Annotated in this window: 14 protein-coding genes; 8 read left to right on the forward strand and 6 right to left on the reverse strand. The window is 44.4% G+C overall.

Annotated features, from left to right (window positions below):
* The first annotated feature begins 60 nt into the window (after positions 1 to 60).
* From AAEO56_RS03425 to AAEO56_RS03450, 6 genes are all read left to right on the forward strand, one after another.
* A complete protein-coding gene (locus AAEO56_RS03425; RefSeq protein ID WP_341695629.1) occupies positions 61 to 840 on the forward strand; it encodes a ParA family protein in 780 nt (259 codons plus the stop codon).
* Positions 837 to 1736 carry a ParB/RepB/Spo0J family partition protein gene (locus AAEO56_RS03430; protein ID WP_341695630.1) on the forward strand — a complete coding sequence of 300 codons (900 nt, stop codon included), beginning with the start codon at positions 837 to 839 and terminating at the stop codon, positions 1734 to 1736. Before AAEO56_RS03425 ends, AAEO56_RS03430 begins: the two co-directional genes overlap by 4 nt.
* A complete protein-coding gene (locus AAEO56_RS03435; RefSeq protein WP_341695631.1) occupies positions 1736 to 2311 on the forward strand; it encodes a DUF5683 domain-containing protein in 576 nt (191 codons plus the stop codon). The genes AAEO56_RS03430 and AAEO56_RS03435 overlap by 1 nt, the downstream gene beginning before the upstream one ends.
* Before the next feature lie 4 nt (positions 2312 to 2315).
* Entirely contained in the window at positions 2316 to 3017 is a 702-nt protein-coding gene (dapB, locus tag AAEO56_RS03440; RefSeq protein ID WP_341695632.1) for a 4-hydroxy-tetrahydrodipicolinate reductase, read from the forward strand.
* Positions 3018 to 3061: 44 nt separating this feature from the next.
* Positions 3062 to 4627 carry a signal peptidase I gene (gene lepB / locus AAEO56_RS03445; protein WP_341695633.1) on the forward strand — a complete coding sequence of 522 codons (1566 nt, stop codon included), beginning with the start codon at positions 3062 to 3064 and terminating at the stop codon, positions 4625 to 4627.
* 73 nt (positions 4628 to 4700) lie between these two features.
* Positions 4701 to 5315 (forward strand): WbqC family protein, encoded by a 615-nt coding sequence (locus AAEO56_RS03450; RefSeq protein ID WP_341695634.1) that lies wholly within the window; start codon positions 4701 to 4703, stop codon positions 5313 to 5315.
* A gap of 181 nt (positions 5316 to 5496) precedes the next feature.
* Here AAEO56_RS03450 and AAEO56_RS03455 read toward each other — a convergent pair whose 3' ends face one another.
* The 4 genes from AAEO56_RS03455 to mutL are packed head-to-tail and all read right to left on the reverse strand — an operon-like array spanning position 5497 to position 10070.
* Entirely contained in the window at positions 5497 to 6531 is a 1035-nt protein-coding gene (locus AAEO56_RS03455) for an endonuclease/exonuclease/phosphatase family protein (RefSeq protein ID WP_341695635.1), read from the reverse strand.
* Between the two features lie 23 nt (positions 6532 to 6554).
* A complete protein-coding gene (locus tag AAEO56_RS03460) occupies positions 6555 to 7463 on the reverse strand; it encodes a rhomboid family intramembrane serine protease (RefSeq protein ID WP_341695636.1) in 909 nt (302 codons plus the stop codon).
* A gap of 1 nt (position 7464) precedes the next feature.
* Positions 7465 to 8211 (reverse strand): rhomboid family intramembrane serine protease, encoded by a 747-nt coding sequence (locus AAEO56_RS03465; protein WP_341695637.1) that lies wholly within the window; start codon positions 8209 to 8211, stop codon positions 7465 to 7467.
* Positions 8208 to 10070, reverse strand: a complete 1863-nt coding sequence (mutL, locus tag AAEO56_RS03470; RefSeq protein WP_341695638.1) for a DNA mismatch repair endonuclease MutL — start codon at positions 10068 to 10070, stop codon at positions 8208 to 8210. The genes AAEO56_RS03465 and mutL overlap by 4 nt, the downstream gene beginning before the upstream one ends.
* 148 nt (positions 10071 to 10218) lie before the next feature.
* Here mutL and AAEO56_RS03475 point away from each other — a divergent pair, with 148 nt between their 5' ends.
* Together AAEO56_RS03475 and AAEO56_RS03480 are read left to right on the forward strand one after the other, a co-directional pair.
* Positions 10219 to 10953: a DUF4339 domain-containing protein gene (locus AAEO56_RS03475; protein WP_341695639.1), complete on the forward strand. Its 735-nt coding sequence runs from the start codon at positions 10219 to 10221 to the stop codon at positions 10951 to 10953.
* Positions 10954 to 11083: 130 nt separating this feature from the next.
* Entirely contained in the window at positions 11084 to 13228 is a 2145-nt protein-coding gene (locus AAEO56_RS03480) for a UvrD-helicase domain-containing protein (protein WP_341695640.1), read from the forward strand.
* A gap of 106 nt (positions 13229 to 13334) precedes the next feature.
* On the opposite strand, the gene AAEO56_RS03485 is transcribed toward AAEO56_RS03480, so the two are convergent.
* On the reverse strand, positions 13335 to 13646 hold the full coding sequence (locus tag AAEO56_RS03485) for a DUF3467 domain-containing protein (RefSeq protein WP_341695641.1): 312 nt from the start codon (positions 13644 to 13646) through the stop codon (positions 13335 to 13337).
* A 2-nt stretch (positions 13647 to 13648) separates the two neighbouring features.
* Positions 13649 to 17947: a DNA-directed RNA polymerase subunit beta' gene (gene rpoC, locus AAEO56_RS03490; protein ID WP_341695642.1), complete on the reverse strand. Its 4299-nt coding sequence runs from the start codon at positions 17945 to 17947 to the stop codon at positions 13649 to 13651.
* Between the last annotated feature and the right edge of the window lie 65 nt (positions 17948 to 18012).

Consider the following 18012-nt stretch of genomic DNA (forward strand, 5'->3'; position numbering starts at 1 on the left):
TTACGTTTTCACGAACGATAAATAATTGTATTTTTACGGTTCTAAATTCAGAAACAATAAATGGGTAAGATCATAGCAATTGCCAACCAAAAAGGCGGCGTAGGGAAAACAACGACTTCTGTTAACCTTGCAGCAGCGCTTGGTGTGCTCGAAAAAAAGGTATTATTGATAGATGCCGACCCGCAGGCGAATGCGAGTTCCGGCCTGGGGATTGATGTAGAGTCGATCGAGATAGGCACTTACCAGATACTGGAACACAGCAACACACCGGCTGAGGCAACCATTGAGTGCTCTGCCCCGAATGTGTGGATAATCCCCGCACACATTGACCTTGTAGCTATTGAGATCGAGTTGGTAGACAAAGAGAACCGCGAATACATGCTAAAACAGGCGTTGCAAAGCGTTAAGGACGATTATGACTATATCCTTATAGACTGCGCACCATCGCTTGGACTGCTCACACTGAATGCACTGACAGCAGCAGACTCGGTAGTTATCCCGATACAGTGCGAATATTTTGCGCTTGAAGGGCTGGGCAAGCTGTTAAATACAATAAAGAGCGTACAGAAAATACACAATCCGGCGTTAGACATAGAAGGACTTTTGCTTACCATGTACGATTCGCGCCTCCGCCTGTCCAACCAAGTGGTCGAAGAAGTGCAGAAGCATTTCCACGATATGGTATTCGATACCGTGATACAGCGTAATGTGAAGCTTAGCGAAGCGCCAAGCTTCGGGGAAAGCATCATCAACTATGACGCTACCAGCAAAGGCGCGGTGAACTATATTAACCTTGCCGAAGAAATTATAAAGAAAAACAGCACTAAAGTAGGTTTATGACAAAAGCTATAAAGAAACAGGCGTTAGGAAGAGGATTATCGGCATTACTGAAAGACCCTGAGAACGACATCAAATCGGTTGAGGATAAAAATGCAGATAAGGTTGTGGGCAGCATCCTGGAGATAGAGCTTGATGCAATAGAAATTAACCCTTTCCAGCCGCGTACCAACTTTAACGAAGAAGCGCTCAGGGAGCTGAGCACATCCATCAAAGAGCTGGGTGTGATACAGCCTATTACCGTGCGCAAGCTGGATTACAACAAATACCAGCTGATATCGGGTGAGCGGAGGCTTCGTGCCTCAAAGCTTGCAGGGCTGGAAACAATACCGGCTTACATCCGTATTGCAAACGATAACGAATCGCTGGTTATGGCATTGGTGGAAAACATCCAGCGCCACGACCTTGACCCTATAGAAATTGCCCTTTCGTACCAAAGGCTGATGGATGAGATACAGCTTACACAGGAGCAGATGAGCGACCGTGTGGGCAAAAAACGCTCCACGATAGCCAACTACCTTCGCCTCCTGAAACTGGATCCTATTATCCAGACAGGTATCCGCGACGGGTTTATCAGCATGGGCCACGGGCGCGCAATCATCAATATCGAAGACCACGATGCGCAGGCCGATATTTACCAGAAGATAGTGAGCCGTAACCTTTCTGTAAGGGAAACAGAAGCTTTGGTAAAAAGCTACCAGGACAGCCTGAAGCCTGCACCTGCAAAACCTGCCAAAGGCGAACCATTTAAAGTAGAAGAAGAGCATTCAAAAGCCATCACTAATTTTTTTGGCGCTAAAGTTGACGTAAAGGCCGACAGCAAAGGAAAAGGCAAGATCACCATCCCTTTCCATTCTGAAGAAGATTTCAACAGGATCATCAAACTTATAAAAGGATAGTGAGAAGCCTACTTTCTATTGTCATATTACTATTCATCCTGACTTCCGTCCCGGCGTTCGCCCAGGAGGAAGTGAAAGTGATCGATACCCCTAAGTCAAAAGATTCGCTTCTTTTAAAGCCTTACAAATTAGACGCGCTTGCACCCAGCAAAGCGGCGTTCTATTCGGCTATAGTTCCCGGGCTCGGCCAGGTATATAATAAAAAATACTGGAAGCTGCCTTTGGTTTATGGTGGTATGGGACTCAGCTTATATTACTATACCTTCAACAATAACAAATACCACGAATACCGTGATGCCTATAAAGCCAGGCTTGCGGGCAGGCCGGTAACCGGTCAGTTAGCCGAACTGGGTAATGATCGCCTTATAGCCGCGCAGAAATTCCACCAGCGCAACCGCGACCTTTCCTTATTGCTTACCGTTGGGATTTATGTACTGAATATTGTGGATGCCAATGTAGATGCCCACCTGCAGCAATTTAACGTGAATGAGAATTTATCGCTAAAGCCGAGCCTGCAGCAGAACCAGCTTGATAATAAGTACAATATGAGTTTTTCACTTACTTACGAATTTTAACCGCATGAAGATCGCATTATTAGGCTACGGCAAAATGGGCAAGGTGATAGAACGCATCGCACTGGAGCGCGGGCACGAAATTGTGCTTCGCAAAAGCAGCGCCGACAGCTTTGACGGGCTTAACAATGCCGATGTAGCTATCGACTTCAGTGTACCGGATGCCGCCGTGGGTAATATTTCCGCATGCCTTAATGGCAATATCCCTGTAATTTCGGGCACTACGGGTTGGCTGGAGCACTACCATGACGTGGCGAAACTGTGCGAAGAAAAGGAAGGGGCTTTTATTTACGGGTCGAACTTTAGCCTGGGGGTGAATATCTTCTTTGAGCTGAACACCTACCTTGCTAAAATGATGGCCAACCTGAAGCAGTACAGGGTTTCGATGGAAGAAGTGCACCATATACAAAAACTGGATGCCCCGAGTGGTACGGCTATTACCCTCGCCAAGGACATTATTGCCCATTCTGATTATTCTAGCTGGGCGATAGGCAACCCTAAAGAAGACGAGATATTCATCAATGCGAAAAGAGAAGAAGGCGTTCCCGGTACACATACCGTAGTGTATGATTCGGAGGTCGATTCGATAGAAATAAAACATACTGCCCACAGCCGTGAAGGATTTGCCCTGGGCGCTGTTGTGGCCGCCGAATGGCTTTTGGGCAAAAAAGGAATATACAGCATGAAAGATGTGCTGGGCTTGCAGTAACATTTTTCGATTACATACGACATATATATAAAAATTTACACACGATGACATTACTACAGTGGTTTATATTTTTCCTGGCGGTCCAGGTAATACATTTTGCAGGAACCTGGAAATTATATGAAAAAGCAGGAAGAAAGCGCTGGGAAGCGGCAGTACCGGTTTATAATGCCGTAGTACTGATGCAGATCATCAACAGGCCGCGCTGGTGGGTTATATTGCTTTTCATACCTGTTGTAAACCTCATTATGTTCCCGGTTGTTTGGGTACAGACGCTGCGTGCTTTTGGCAAGAGGTCCTCTACAGATACTATTTTAGGTATCGTGACTTTAGGCCTGTATGTATATGCGATCAACTATAACGACAAAGTCACCTATACCCCTGAGGGTGACGAGGAAAGAAAAGACAGCACAGTTGGCTCCCTTCTTTTTGCAATAGTTGTGGCTACAATAGTGCATACGTATGTTATGCAGCCTTTCACTATTCCTTCCCCTTCTTTGGAAAAAACGCTTTTGGTGGGCGACTTCCTATTTGTCAGTAAATTACACTACGGAGCCAGGACACCAATGACTCCGATAGCAGCGCCTATGGTACACGATACAATACCGTTCATAAACGTTAAATCATACAGTAAATGGCCGCAATTGCCATCTTTCAGGTTTCCAGGATTTGAAAAAGTAGAGAAGAACGATATTGTAGTATTCAACTGGCCTGCAGATACTGTTGTAAAATTCAGGGATCAGTCAAGAGTCGGCGTCAGGAAACCTGTTGATAAGAAATCAAATTACGTGAAACGCTGTGTGGGTACACCCGGAGATGTGCTTTCTATCAAAGACGGTGTGGTTATGATAGGTAGCAAACCACTTCAACTGAACGACAGGGCAAGGCTACAACACCAATATATCCTAACAACTGTTGATGGGGGCATGTTTGATTCTAATTACCTTATCAATGACTTAAAAATAAACAGATCAGATTTTGATTTTGATACAAGCAGGAATATCTACTTATTTAGGGCACTAACCGGTGAAAATGCTGAAATATTAAAAAACAACCCGAAAGTAAAAACTATTGAGAAGCGCGTGTTTGCCACAGATCCAGCTAACACAGATACTTCTATATTCCCACATTCTAAACCAGGATGGACAGTTGACAATATGGGTCCTGTTTATATTCCTGAAGAAGGCAAGAAAGTTGACCTAACCAATGAAACACTGCCTTTTTATAAAATGATTATTACTGAGTATGAAAAAAATACACTAGAAGTAATTGGCGGTCAAATAGTTATAAACGGCCAACCGGCAACAAGCTATACCTTTAAGCAAAATTACTACTGGATGATGGGAGACAACCGCCACAACTCAGAAGATAGCCGCTTTTGGGGATTTGTACCGGAAGACCATATTGTAGGTAAGCCCGTATTCGTATGGATGAGCCTTGACCAAAACCAATCATGGGGAAATATCAGCAAAAAAGTTCGTTGGGAGCGGATGTTTACCACCGTTGGTGGCGATGATGAGCCGGTATCATATTTCAAATATTTTCTTGCCGCATTGGTACTGTGGATCGGGTTTAGCTTTTTCCGCAAAAAAAGGAATGCCGAAAAAGCATAATAGCAAATTAAAATGAAATTATATTTGGAGACGTAGCAATGCTACGTCTCTACTGTTTAAAACGACATACGAAATGGACATCTTAATTCATTCTACATACTTTCCTTCAATAAGCCATTTTGTGGCTATGGCGCATGCTGATAGGACGGTATTTGAAGTGGAAGACAACTTCCAGAAGCAGACCAACCGCAACCGGATGTACATCTATAGCCCGAATGGGGTGCAGCTTCTCAACATCCCTGTGAAGCACAGCAGCGAAGGACAAAGGCAACTATTTAAGGACGTAAAGATAGAACCTGCCTTCGACTGGCAGAAACAGCATTTTAAATCGCTTGAGGCGGCCTACCGCTCCTCACCCTTCTTTGAGTATTTTGAAGACGATATACAGCCTGTATTTGAGAAAAAGCATACGTTTATGATGGACCTTAATTTCGAGATTATGGATATTGTAACGTCATGCCTTGGGATGGACTATAAGCCCGAAAAGACCGAGGAATATTTCCGCGAAGCGAATGGCCTTCAGGATTACCGCTACCTGGCCGATGGGAAGAAAGACAAAGCTGTTTTCGAACCTTACATGCAAGTGTTTGGGGACAAGCACGGTTTCATCAATAACCTGAGCATACTGGACCTGCTTTTCAACGAAGGCCGTTATGCGCTGGAATACCTGAAAAAACAATCTTTGTAGTTTTTGTCTGAGGTCCGAAGTCCGATGTTATGAAAGGGAACGTGCAGCTCCGCGTGAGGGATTGCAGCGGGCACGAGCGACGAAGGAGCGAAGTAAAGCGGAAAGCCCGACCCGCAGGGGCACGCCCAAAAGATTTTTAGATTGTTGGACTATTAGACTTCAAGACTTATTCTCTCTACTATTAGTCCTCCTTTTTCTCGAAAGACAGCCGCGTCATTACCGGAAAATGGTCGGAGTTGACAAACGTATCAAAAGTAGTGTATTGCTTTACGTTTATCATCTTGTCGGTAAAGATATAATCGATACGCGCAGGATAGTATTTGTAGTTATACGACTTCCCAAACCCGCTGCCTGCTTCTTCAAAAGCATCTTTCATCTTGCCTTTTACACTTCGGTACACGTACGAAAAGGCGCTGTTATTAAGGTCGCCGCAAATGACCATTTTATATTTGCAGCTGTCTTTATGCTTTTCAAACAATTCTGCCTGGTGCTGCTGCTTGGCAAATGCCTCACTTATCCTTCTAAAAATAACTTTGGATTTCTCCTCGTTTATTTTTTCGTGGATGTCCGGGCTTATCTTGATCGATTGCAGGTGCATACTGTATACGCGCAGGGTATCTTTCCCTTTTTTTATATCGGCAAAAATTACATTGTTGGCAGATCCCGGAAATTCGATGTGCCCGCTGTCGATAATGGGGAAACGGGAATAAATCGCCTGCCCTGTTTCGCCATCCCTTCCGAAAACAAACTTATGCCTGTATCCTGGAAACGAGGCTTTCCCTCTTTTTGAATATTCCTGGAGGCACACGATATCCGGGCTTTTTTCCTTAATAAATCCCATTATTGTTTCGGCAATATCTTTTCTCGGAATCCAGTCGTACAGGTTGAACAGCCGTACATTATAACTCATAAGGGTAAAATCGCCATCTTCTTCGGGTAGGCTGGTAGATGAAAATTTATAGCACTTACTGATAAAGGTTATCCCTAAAAGCAGCACAAGGCCGGAAAGGAGCATTAGCCGCTTGGTTTGTAACAGCCAATACAGGAAAAACAGGAAGTTAAATATAAGCATCAGCGGCATCACGAGCGTGAATACCGAAAGGAACGGGAACAGCTTTGGTGCCATAAAGGGCAAAAGATAGGCAATGAAAGTCAGTACAGTTAAAACTATATTGAAGAAAAACATGACTTTGTTGAACCACGAAAGCTTTTTCATCCGGTGACTGAATATGTCCAAATCTACTTATTATTTTCCAACCGGAACAAAAATTCTTTTTCTTCTTTTGTAAGGCTGTCATAACCGGATTTGCTGATCTTATCGAGTATTTCGTCAATTTGTTTTTGGGTAATGTCTTTGGGCTTTACTGAAGGCCTTGAAGCTGGTGGCGCAGTATTGCGGTGTACTTTTGTAAATGGCTTTGCCTTTCTTGGTTTGAAGAGATTGGAAAAGAAATCTATAATGCCGGAAACCCCCTTGCTAAGGTCGGTTCCATTTTTCAGCAATACGACATAAAGATAGCCGAAAAGCGCGCCCGCAAGGTGGGCAAGGTGTCCGCCCTCATTCTCGACGGAAGCATAGATAAGGTCGCTCACAATAAAAAACGCTGCGATATGCCATAGTTTTACGTTGCCAAACAACAACAGCCTTACGTTATAATAGGGCGAATAAACCGCAACAGCTATAAGCACCGACATGATCGCTGCTGAAGCGCCTACCATATTAGATGGCCCCCGTTCGCTAAGCAATGGGAGCGTGTTGTAGGTAACTATGTATACCAGTCCCGAAAAAACAGCCGCCAGCATGTACAGCCCGAACATCTGTTTTTGGGTAAAGAACGTCAGGAAAAAGCGACCTGCCGCAAACAGCATAACCATATTGAAGAACAGGTGCAGGAATCCCGCATGAAGGAATGCATAGGTTATCAGCGACCACGGTTTCCACAGGAGGTTTGCAGGATTTGAAGAAAGGCTGATCCAATCTTCATTGTCCGGAAGGTACCATTGTAATGGCGGGAAACCGACTTTGAATAAGGCCAAAATGCTGAAAACAACCATCGGCACTACAAAAAGCCCCACATTCCAAAAGATAAGCCGCTGTGTAATGCCGCCTACCCTGTATTCCATCTTTAAATCGTCGATAATACTCATACTAATTCCAACGCTTGTTGTTAAATGAATTCTTCTTCCAATACCACATCATGATGAACCCAACTATTGCGCCGCCTATATGGGCAAAGTGCGCAATACCGTCACCTTGTCCCAAAACCGCTTCTCCCCTGAGCCCCATTACCAAATCAAAAACCAATAGCCCGGGCACAAAGTATTTCGCCTTAACAGGAATTGGAATAAACATCATCATGAGTTCGGCATTAGGAAACATAAATGCAAACGCAACCATTGTACCATAAATTGCGCCCGAGGCACCTAAGGCCGGAGTAAAATATGCCTTTGCGATTTTGGTAAGTGCGGTGATATCTGCATTAGCGCTGAGACCACCGGAACTTTGATTATTGAATACGGCCATCACCTGGCTTTTGGTAAACCCATTATCAGCCAGCACATCTAATCCCTGGTAAAAACTTATATAATTTACCACGATATGCAGGGCTGCAGCACCAAGCCCACATGAAATGTAGAAAAATAGAAATTTCTTACCTCCCCACATATTTTCCAGCATTGAGCCAAAGGAATAAAGCGCTAACATATTGAAAAAAATGTGCATGATCCCGCCATGCATGAACATATGCGTTATCGGCTGCCAGAAATGAAATTTAGGGTTTTCAGGAAAATACAGTGCCAGTATATCCAATGCGGGCTGACCCACGATATAGCTTCCAATAAAAAATATTACATTGATAATTAGTAACTGCTTAACAGTGTCGGTCATTTGTATCATATCGCAAATCGTTTATCAAGGTCTTCCACGCTTACCGTAATAAAGGTAGGCCTCTGGAAAGGTGAAACATCGGGCTCTTTACAGGCAAATAAAGCATTTACCATGTTTTCCTGCTCTTTTTCGTTCATATAGGTGCCGGTTTTTACAGCAAGGCTTTTCGCCATGCTCTTGGCGATGCTGTCGCTTTGGCTAAAGCTTGTGTCGGGCACTTCCTGCTGCAGGTCGTTGATGAGTTCCTCGAGCAGTATGGAAACCTCGCTCTCGGCAACATTAACCGGTAGCCCGGATACCACAACATGGTCATGGTTGATCTCGGCAAAAACGAAGCCTGTATTCTCAAGCGCTTCCCTCATTTCCCTTATCAGGTCGAGCTCGCTCTTATTATAATGCAGCACCAACGGAAACAGCAATTGCTGGCTCGCCGCATGATGCATGGTGATATTGGTGAGGAACTGTTCGTACAGTATCCTTTGGTGCGCCCGCTTCTGGTCAATGATCAGTAAGCCGCTTTTTATCGGGCTTACTATATATTTCTTGTGGATCTGGTAGGTTTTGTAAACCGCCTGCTCTACCTCATTATCATTAAAGAGTGAGCCGGTCACTTCCTCTGTTTCAAAGCTGATCCCTTCCAGCTCTTCAGCGGCCTGGGCGACACCCGTGTAAAGGCTCTCCCAAGACGGCTGCCTTTCAGCCTTGCGGAATGATGGCGCCGTTGAGTAGGAGGTGGTTTGCGACCTTACCGGTTTTTCATCGGCAAAGGGGTTATAGTTCCTGTCTACCTGTACGCTTGGTACCACAGCTTCGCGTTGTTCGTATTCGTAAGGCGTGTCGAGGTTATTATCCCTGTCGAAATCGAGTACCGGGGCCACGTTGAACTGTCCCAGGCTGTGTTTGATCGACGACCGCAGTATGGCATACAGCGCATGCTCATCATCGAATTTGATCTCGGTCTTGGTCGGGTGTATGTTGATATCTATAGTATTTGGCGGTACATCCAGGTAAATGAAATACCCGGGCTGGCAGCCGTCTTTCAGCAGGCCTTCGTAGGCCGCCATTACGGCATGATGCAGGTAGCCGCTCTTGATAAAGCGGTCGTTCGCAAAAAAGAACTGTTCGCCCCTACTCTTCTTGGCAAATTCGGGTTTGGTTACAAACCCGTGTATGCCTACGATCTCGGTGCTTTCCTTAACGGGCACCAGCTTTTCGTTGGTACGGCCACCAAAGATATTCACAATGCGCTGGCGGGTATTCGAGCCCGGCAGGTTGAACATCTCGCTGCCATTATGGTACAGCATAAAGCTGATATTGGCATGAGCCAAAGCCACGCGTTCGAACTCATCGACAATATGGCGGAATTCCACCGTGTCGCTCTTTAAAAAATTGCGGCGGGCGGGTATATTGAAAAATAAGTTTTTGACTGAAAATGATGTCCCTTTTGGCACTACAGCCACCTCCTGCGAAGTGAATTTACTGCCTTCGATTATCAGGTGCGTGCCCAACTCTTCCTGGTCTTGTTTGGTCTTGAGCTCCACATGGGCAATAGCCGCAATAGAAGCTAATGCCTCTCCCCTAAAGCCTTTGGTATGCAGGTCGAAAAGGTCTTCGGCATGGCGGATCTTGCTGGTAGCATGGCGCTCAAAGCACAGGCGCGAATCGGTGACGCTCATGCCCTTGCCGTTGTCGATAACCTGTACAAGGGTCTTGCCGGCATCCTTAACGATGAGCTTGATCTCGGTAGCGCCTGCATCGACGGCATTTTCCAGCAGCTCTTTTACAACGGAAGCCGGCCTTTGTACCACCTCACCGGCGGCTATCTGGTTGGCAACATGATCGGGAAGTAACTGGATTATACTGGACATTTGTGTAGAAATAGCTATTTATTGGTAAGGTCAAAGTTAAGGATTTTTAAGCGACCGTAGAAATTACCTGTTTGATATTATTGCGGAAAATACGTGGTAGGCTTTAACATAATTTTAATAAATTTACTAGAACCAAAACAATAAACTTATGAAACAGTATTACATCCATATTGAAAATGAACAAATTGGGCCTTTAAACTTTGATGAGCTTAAAGCTAAAAATATCAAACGCGATACTATGGTTTGGTATGAAGGTCTTGCTGATTGGCAGAAAGCCGGCGATGTAGAGGAATTACAATCTCTCTTTAAAGCAGTGCCTCCGCCAATAAATAAGACTGTTCCGACTCCACCTATATTAAATAATCAGATAAATTACACCCCAACTCAAAATCTTGAATATGAAGAGCCGACCAGAATTTTCGGTATAAGAAAGAATATTTTTATATCTGGTGTTTTAGGCCTTGCATTCGTTATCTGTATTTTTTCATTTAGTTCATATAATCAAAAGGATGAAATTGAAAAAATTCAACAAAAAGAGCAGTTAGAAGAGTATGATCAACAATTAAAAGATCAGGAGGCAGAATTAGCCGCGCAAAATAAAAGGATAGCGGAACAGGAAAAGCTTGAGAAAGAACGGATCGAAAGAGAACGAAAAGCAGCAATTGAAAAAAGAATCAATGAAATAACAGGACAACTAACCATTGCTTATACAAATTTAGAAAATGCTAAAAGAAATCTGCATGATGTCAGCGCATTTAAATTACTACGATCTTCTGGTGAAAGGCATGAGCAGGTAAGTGCCGCCGAGCAAGTTGTTGAGACGTGGAAAAATGAAATTGCAACTTTAGAAGCTGAAATACAAAAGCTGCAGGCAGAGTATTAATCCCATTATTTCTATAATTCATCAACCCCTTCCGTTTTTCCGAAAGAGTTTAAATTAATCAGGACTCTATATGAAAAATCGCAAAAAAACAGTAGGTTTACTTGCAAAATATATTGAAACGTCCACGTAAATGACACAAACCGATTTAAGCAGCCTGAATGATAAACAAGTTGAAGCAGTGATTAGCGAACACAAACGCTTACTTATTCTTGCAGGTGCTGGTTCAGGAAAAACCAAGACATTATTACAGAAAATCATTTATCTGATTGAGCAAAAATCAGTTAGCCCTGGAAATATCCTGGCCATTACTTTTACGAAAAATGCTGCCAATGAAATGATTGACCGCCTTATCATTTCGGCTGATTTGACGGGGGAATATGAGCGTCTGATCTTTGATAAAAAAGTTTCTAAGCCTGAGAAAGAGCGTGCGCGCTATACCTTCCAAAAGAAATATAAATGGATTGATGGACTTACTCTCAAAACTTTCCATAGTTTTTGCTATTCTGTTTTAAGAAGTGATGGTGTAAATCAATTCGACAACAAATTTAAAATAATAGGCGATGAAAAGAAAGAAGGCGACGACGAGCTTAACCGCTATGTGGCGCCGGAGACGGTTTTTGAAGTTTTCCATAAGCTGTTGATCGAAAGGTGTTCTGACACTGATTATCTTTTACAATTAAAGCGATATATACTGGACTACATCGTGAATAAGATCCACATTAAAAACCCGGAGCACAACTTTGTTGCCAAAGATGGCAAATATTTTACGGCGCTGGACGGCACGAAAGTGAGGTCTAAATCGGAGCAGTTTATCGCCGACTGGTTCTACCGGCATAGTATAAAGTATGAATATGAGCCTTTGCTTAATGTAAAGGATTTTACCTTCCATCCTGATTTTTACATCCCGGCAGCCAACCTATACATCGAACATATCAGCGACAAAAGCTATTCGATGAAGGGTAAGGAAGAGCAATTCAAAAAGGGCAATTTGCTTTTGGTAAAGACCTTTGAAAGCATGACGAAAGATTCGGCGCTGTTTAACCACTCTCTGGACAAGATCGTGAAGAACAGGCTGCCTGCCGATTACCACAGCAATGCCGGCCTTTCGTTTAATGAGGAGTTTAACGGCTACCATGACGCGGTACGGGATTTTGTGACACAGGCGATACGCATTACCGACATGATAAAGGTGGAGAATGCTGATATTGATACGGTATATAAAAATGGAACCAGCGACCAGCACGAAAGGATACGCCTGTTTTATGAGCTGGCGATACCGGTTTCGAGAGCCTACATTGAGTACTGTACCGATAAATCGTACCTGGACTTTAACGACCTTATATCTACCACGATCTCGCTATTTAAACACCACCCTGACATTGCCAATAAATATCGTTCCAAATTCAGGTATGTGCTCGTAGATGAATTCCAGGACGTGAATAACCTACAGGTGGAGCTGATAAAACTGCTGCTTACCGACGATACACAGCTGTTTTGCGTAGGCGATGACTGGCAGAGCATTTATGGATTCAGGGGGTCGAATGTGAACTACATTGTGGAGTTTGAGAAGCACTTTTTGAATGCAAAGGTGGTGAAGCTGAACCTGAATTACCGGAGTACCCAGAATATTGTCGGGGCAAGCAATGAAGTAATCCGGCATAACAAATTCAAAGTTGAAAAGGATGTTCAGGCATCCAAGAGATCTGAGCATAAGATTGTGGTATATGCCGGAAATAATGAGGAAGACAACATACAGTTTTGCATTGATGAAGTACAGCGGCTGCTGGATTCGGGTATCGCGAATGACGAGATATTATTCCTGTACCGCCGGAGCGCCATGTATTCGCCGTACTTTCACCAATTCCGGAAAGAAAATATGTGGGTACAGGGGAAAACGATACATGCGTCCAAGGGCCTTGAGGCAAAAGTGGTTTTTATAATCGGTATGAAAGACGGCTACGGAGGGTTTCCTGATATTTGGCTCGAAGACAGGATCTTCCAGGTAATAAAGCCGGCCAACCATGATTCGCTGCTTGAAGAAGAGCGAAGGCTGTTTTATGTGGCGATAACCCGAGCGAAAGACAAATTATTCCTTCTCACCGAAAAGGGCAATGAATCCGGTTTCCTAAAAGAGATCCCGGAGATTTTCACAGTACGCTCATCACGGCAAATGAAATCGATAGTGGATAAGGTGAGGCTGTGCTCGAAATGTTTTAGCCAGCTGGAAAATCTATGGGTCAACTGTCCGCATTGTGGTGAAAAAATAACTGATTAAATAATACAGAAAAGTTCAGCACAAATCGATCCGATTGGTGTCATCCGCATCTATCCACCCAATAAATCAAAAAACCCCTTCCGTTTCCGAAAGGGGTTCTTTATTATTAAGCCTGACCTGCAGGCCCGAAAGTCAGAGGGATTGGCGGTTGTTCCATATCGCTGATGGTACCGTGGGCACTCTCAAAGCGGTGGATGTTCTCGCCTAAAGCCTTCAGCAGGCGCTTGGCATGCTGGGGCGTTAATACAATGCGCGACTTTACTTTGGCTTTTGGCACGCCCGGCATGATCGTCACAAAGTCCACCACAAATTCCGAGGCGGAGTGGTTGATGATCGCCAGGTTGGAATAAATGCCTTCTGCCGTTTTTTCGTCCAGTTCGATGTTGATCTGCCCTGGCTGTTGTTTATCGTCACTCATTATTAATAGTTATATTCCTCTTTCGGGGTTAACAGCTCATTATATTCTTCTGTAGAACCTACGATAGTGTGGTCGTAATCCCTCATACCTGTACCTGCAGGTATCCTGTGTCCTACGATAACATTCTCTTTAAGTCCTTCAAGCCCGTCTACTTTACCTGCTACAGCGGCTTCGTTCAGTACTTTTGTAGTTTCCTGGAACGATGCAGCCGAGATGAACGACTTGGTTTGAAGCGATGCCCTTGTGATACCCTGAAGTACCGGTGTTGCTGTTGCAGCAATTACATCCCTTGCAGAAACCTGATTCTTGTCGTTGCGTTTCAGCAATGAATTCTCGTCCCTAAGCTCACGCGCAGAAATGATCTGCCCTGCTTTCAGGTTCTCAGAATCGCCTGCATCCTCAACCACTTTCATTCCGTAAAGCTTGTCGTTCTCCACAATAAAGTCAGACGTATGGATCAGCTGGTCTTCAAGGAAAAGGGTATCACCCGGATCCTGAACCTGTACCTTACGCATCATCTGGCGGATAACAACCTCGAAGTGCTTGTCGTTGATTTTCACACCCTGAAGGCGGTAAACCTCCTGGATCTCGTTCACAAGGTACTGCTGTACTGCCGATGGGCCCTGTATCCTAAGGATATCCTCAGGGGTAATGGCACCATCTGATAGCGGAAGCCCTGCTTTAACGTAGTCATTTTCCTGAACAAGTATCTGGTTAGAAAGTTTAACCAAATATTTCTTGATCTCACCGAATTTCGATTCGATAACGATCTCACGGTTACCCCTTTTGATCTTACCGAAGGAAACAACACCGTCAATTTCAGATACAACAGCCGGGTTCGAAGGGTTACGTGCTTCAAGAAGCTCGGTAATCCTTGGAAGTCCACCGGTGATATCACCTGCTTTTGATGAACGCCTTGGTATTTTTACAAGAACTTTACCGGCCTTAATCTTCTCGCCGTTGTCAACCATAAGGTGGGCCCCAACAGGAAGGTTATACGAGCGGATAAGCTCATTGTCTTTACCATATATCAATAGGGTAGGGATCAATTTCTTGTTCCTTGCCTCAGAGATTACTTTCTCCTGGAAACCGGTCTGCTCATCGATCTCAACCATGAACGATTGTCCCTGCTCGATATCTTCATAAGCTACCTTACCGGTAAACTCGGAGATGATAACCCCGTTATAAGGGTCCCATTTACATATAATAGTATTTTTATCCACAGTATCGCCATCTTTAACATAGATGCTCGATCCGTAAGGAATATTATGTGTCGTTAAAAGGATTCCAGTTTTCTCGTCCACCAATTTAAGCTCGGTAGAACGTGAAACCACGATGTCAACAGAATTGCCTTCGTTATCTTCGCCCTTAACGGTTTTAAGGTCTTCGATATCCAGCCTACCGTGGAATTTAGTCACAATGCTTGATTCCTCAGAAATATTACCCGCAGTACCACCCACGTGGAAGGTACGAAGGGTAAGCTGTGTACCCGGCTCACCGATGGACTGTGCAGCAATTACACCTACAGCCTCACCTTTTTGCGTCATCTTGCCGGTAGCAAGGTTACGTCCGTAACATTTGGCACAGATACCTTTTTTAGCCTCACACGTCAATGGTGAGCGTACTTCTACCCTCTCTATCGGCGCTGCGTTGATGGCTTTAACTTCGGCCTCTTTTATTTGCTCACCACCATGTACAAGCACTTCGCTTGTCAATGGGTTGATAACATCCTGCAATGCCACACGGCCCAATATCCTTTCGCCAAGGGTCTCAACGATCTCCTCATTCTTCTTAAGCGCTGAAACCTCGATGCCCCTAAGGGTACCACAGTCTACAGAGTTTACGATAACGTCCTGGGAAACGTCGTGAAGCCTCCTGGTAAGATATCCCGCATCCGCCGTTTTAAGGGCCGTATCCGCAAGACCTTTACGGGCACCGTGGGTAGAGATGAAGTATTCAAGAATCGAAAGGCCTTCCTTAAAGTTGGAAAGGATCGGGTTCTCGATAATTTCACCACCACCTGCAGTTGATTTTTTAGGCTTAGCCATCAAACCACGCATACCTGTAAGCTGGCGTATCTGCTCTTTCGAACCCCTCGCCCCGGAGTCAAGCATCATGTACACCGAGTTGAAGCCCTGTTGGTCTTCGCGGATGTTTTTCATGGCAAGCTCTGTAAGCAATGCGTTGGTAGAGGTCCACACGTCAATTACCTGGTTGTAACGCTCGTTGTTGGTAATAAGACCCATATTATAGTTCATGGAGATACCTTCTACCTGTTCGTTGGCATCGGCAATAAGCTCCTGCTTCCTCTCAGGGATGATGATATCACCAAGGCTGAATGACAAACCGCCCTTGAAAGCGAATTTGTAACCCATATCTTTCATATTATCAAGGAACGCAGCCGTTGTAGGCACGTCGGTAACACTTAATATCTTACCGATAATATCCCTTAATGATTTTTTGGTCAGTACCTCATTGATGTAACCCGCAGCTTCCGGCACCACTTCGTTGAAGAGTACCCTTCCGGCTGTAGTCTGGATGATCTTGTAAACAAGCTCTCCTTCTTCATTGAAGTCTTTAGCACGAATCTTAACGCGTGCATTAAGCTCCACCCTTCCTTCGTTCAAAGCGATGTTTGCTTCTTCAGCAGAATAGAATGTAAGGTCCTGCCCTAAAATCGTATTAGTTTCTGTAGACAAACGTTCTTTGGTCATGTAGTACAGACCAAGTACCATGTCCTGAGAAGGTACCGTGATAGGAGCACCGTTTGCAGGGTTAAGGATATTGTGCGAAGCAAGCATCAATAGCTGTGCCTCAAGAATAGCCTCCGGCCCTAACGGAAGGTGTACCGCCATCTGGTCACCATCAAAATCCGCATTAAACGCCGTACATACCAATGGGTGAAGCTGGATCGCTTTTCCTTCGATAAGTTTCGGCTGGAATGCCTGTATACCAAGCCTGTGAAGGGTTGGGGCCCTGTTTAGCAATACCGGGTGTCCTTTAATTACATTCTCAAGGATATCCCATACTACAGGCTCTTTTTTGTCAATTATCTTTTTAGCCGATTTTACCGTTTTTACGATTCCGCGCTCAATAAGCTTACGGATAACAAACGGTTTGTAAAGCTCGGCAGCCATATCTTTCGGAAGGCCGCATTCGAACAATTTCATCTCAGGCCCAACAACGATTACCGAACGTGCAGAATAGTCAACACGTTTACCAAGAAGGTTCTGGCGGAAACGTCCCTGTTTACCTTTTAATGAATCGGATAGCGATTTCAATGGCCTGTTCGATTCTGTTTTAACAGCCGATGCTTTCCTTGTATTATCGAATAGTGAATCTACAGATTCCTGCAGCATACGCTTTTCGTTACGAAGGATCACCTCAGGGGCTTTGATCTCCATAAGCCTTTTCAGACGGTTGTTACGGATGATCACCCTACGGTAAAGGTCATTTAAGTCGGAAGTTGCGAAACGTCCGCCATCAAGCGGCACCAATGGGCGAAGCTCCGGTGGGATAACAGGTATTACCTTAAGTATCATCCACTCAGGGCGGTTTTCCCTGTTGAAGTTCGACTCACGGAACGACTCAACAACCTGAAGCCTTTTAAGGGCCTCTGTTTTACGCTGTTTAGACGTTTCAGTATTAGCGCTGTGGCGAAGGTTATACGACAACTCATCAAGGTCTATCCTTGCAAGCAGGTCCATAATACACTCAGCACCCATCTTGGCGATAAACTTGTTAGGGTCGTTATCGTCAAGGTATTGATTATCTTGCGGAAGGGTATCTAATATGTTCAGGTACTCTTCTTCGGTTAAGAAATCTAATCTTTTGGCATCTTCACCATCCGGTCCTTTAGCGATACCTGCCTGAATAACCACATACCTTTCATAGTATATGATCATGTCTAATTTCTTAGACGGAAGGCCAAGGATATAGCCAATTTTGTTTGGCAGCGAACGGAAATACCAGATGTGTGCAATAGGCACTACAAGGTTGATGTGCCCTACCCTGTCACGTCGAACTTTCTTCTCGGTAACTTCAACACCGCATCGGTCACACACGATCCCTTTGTAGCGGATCCTTTTATATTTACCGCAGGCACATTCAAAATCCTTTACCGGCCCAAAGATACGCTCACAAAAAAGGCCGTCTCTTTCCGGTTTATGTGTACGATAGTTAATGGTTTCCGGCTTAAGAACCTCACCTCTTGATTCAGCAAGTATTGATTCCGGCGAAGCAAGCCCGATGGAAATCTTGTTGAATCTTTTAACGGTATTTTTATCTTTTAATCTCGTCATGATATGTAATCTATCGATTTATTAAAAAAGTATAGAAGGGACAGCGCCAAAAGCGCCATCCCGTA

Origin of the sequence: Flavobacterium arundinis, assembly GCF_038289855.1 — a bacterium.
Taxonomy (GTDB): domain Bacteria; phylum Bacteroidota; class Bacteroidia; order Flavobacteriales; family Flavobacteriaceae; genus Flavobacterium; species Flavobacterium arundinis.

Coding starts and splice junctions, on each gene's coding strand:
- AAEO56_RS03425 (WP_341695629.1), top strand. CDS start 61: ATGGGTAAGATCATAGCAATTGCCAACCAAAAAGGCGGCGTAGGGAAA.
- AAEO56_RS03430 (WP_341695630.1), top strand. CDS start 837: ATGACAAAAGCTATAAAGAAACAGGCGTTAGGAAGAGGATTATCGGCA.
- dapB (WP_341695632.1), top strand. CDS start 2,316: ATGAAGATCGCATTATTAGGCTACGGCAAAATGGGCAAGGTGATAGAA.
- lepB (WP_341695633.1), top strand. CDS start 3,062: ATGACATTACTACAGTGGTTTATATTTTTCCTGGCGGTCCAGGTAATA.
- AAEO56_RS03450 (WP_341695634.1), top strand. CDS start 4,701: ATGGACATCTTAATTCATTCTACATACTTTCCTTCAATAAGCCATTTT.
- AAEO56_RS03455 (WP_341695635.1), bottom strand. CDS start 6,531: ATGAAAAAGCTTTCGTGGTTCAACAAAGTCATGTTTTTCTTCAATATA.
- AAEO56_RS03460 (WP_341695636.1), bottom strand. CDS start 7,463: ATGAGTATTATCGACGATTTAAAGATGGAATACAGGGTAGGCGGCATT.
- AAEO56_RS03465 (WP_341695637.1), bottom strand. CDS start 8,211: ATGATACAAATGACCGACACTGTTAAGCAGTTACTAATTATCAATGTA.
- mutL (WP_341695638.1), bottom strand. CDS start 10,070: ATGTCCAGTATAATCCAGTTACTTCCCGATCATGTTGCCAACCAGATA.
- AAEO56_RS03475 (WP_341695639.1), top strand. CDS start 10,219: ATGAAACAGTATTACATCCATATTGAAAATGAACAAATTGGGCCTTTA.
- AAEO56_RS03480 (WP_341695640.1), top strand. CDS start 11,084: ATGACACAAACCGATTTAAGCAGCCTGAATGATAAACAAGTTGAAGCA.
- AAEO56_RS03485 (WP_341695641.1), bottom strand. CDS start 13,646: ATGAGTGACGATAAACAACAGCCAGGGCAGATCAACATCGAACTGGAC.
- rpoC (WP_341695642.1), bottom strand. CDS start 17,947: ATGACGAGATTAAAAGATAAAAATACCGTTAAAAGATTCAACAAGATT.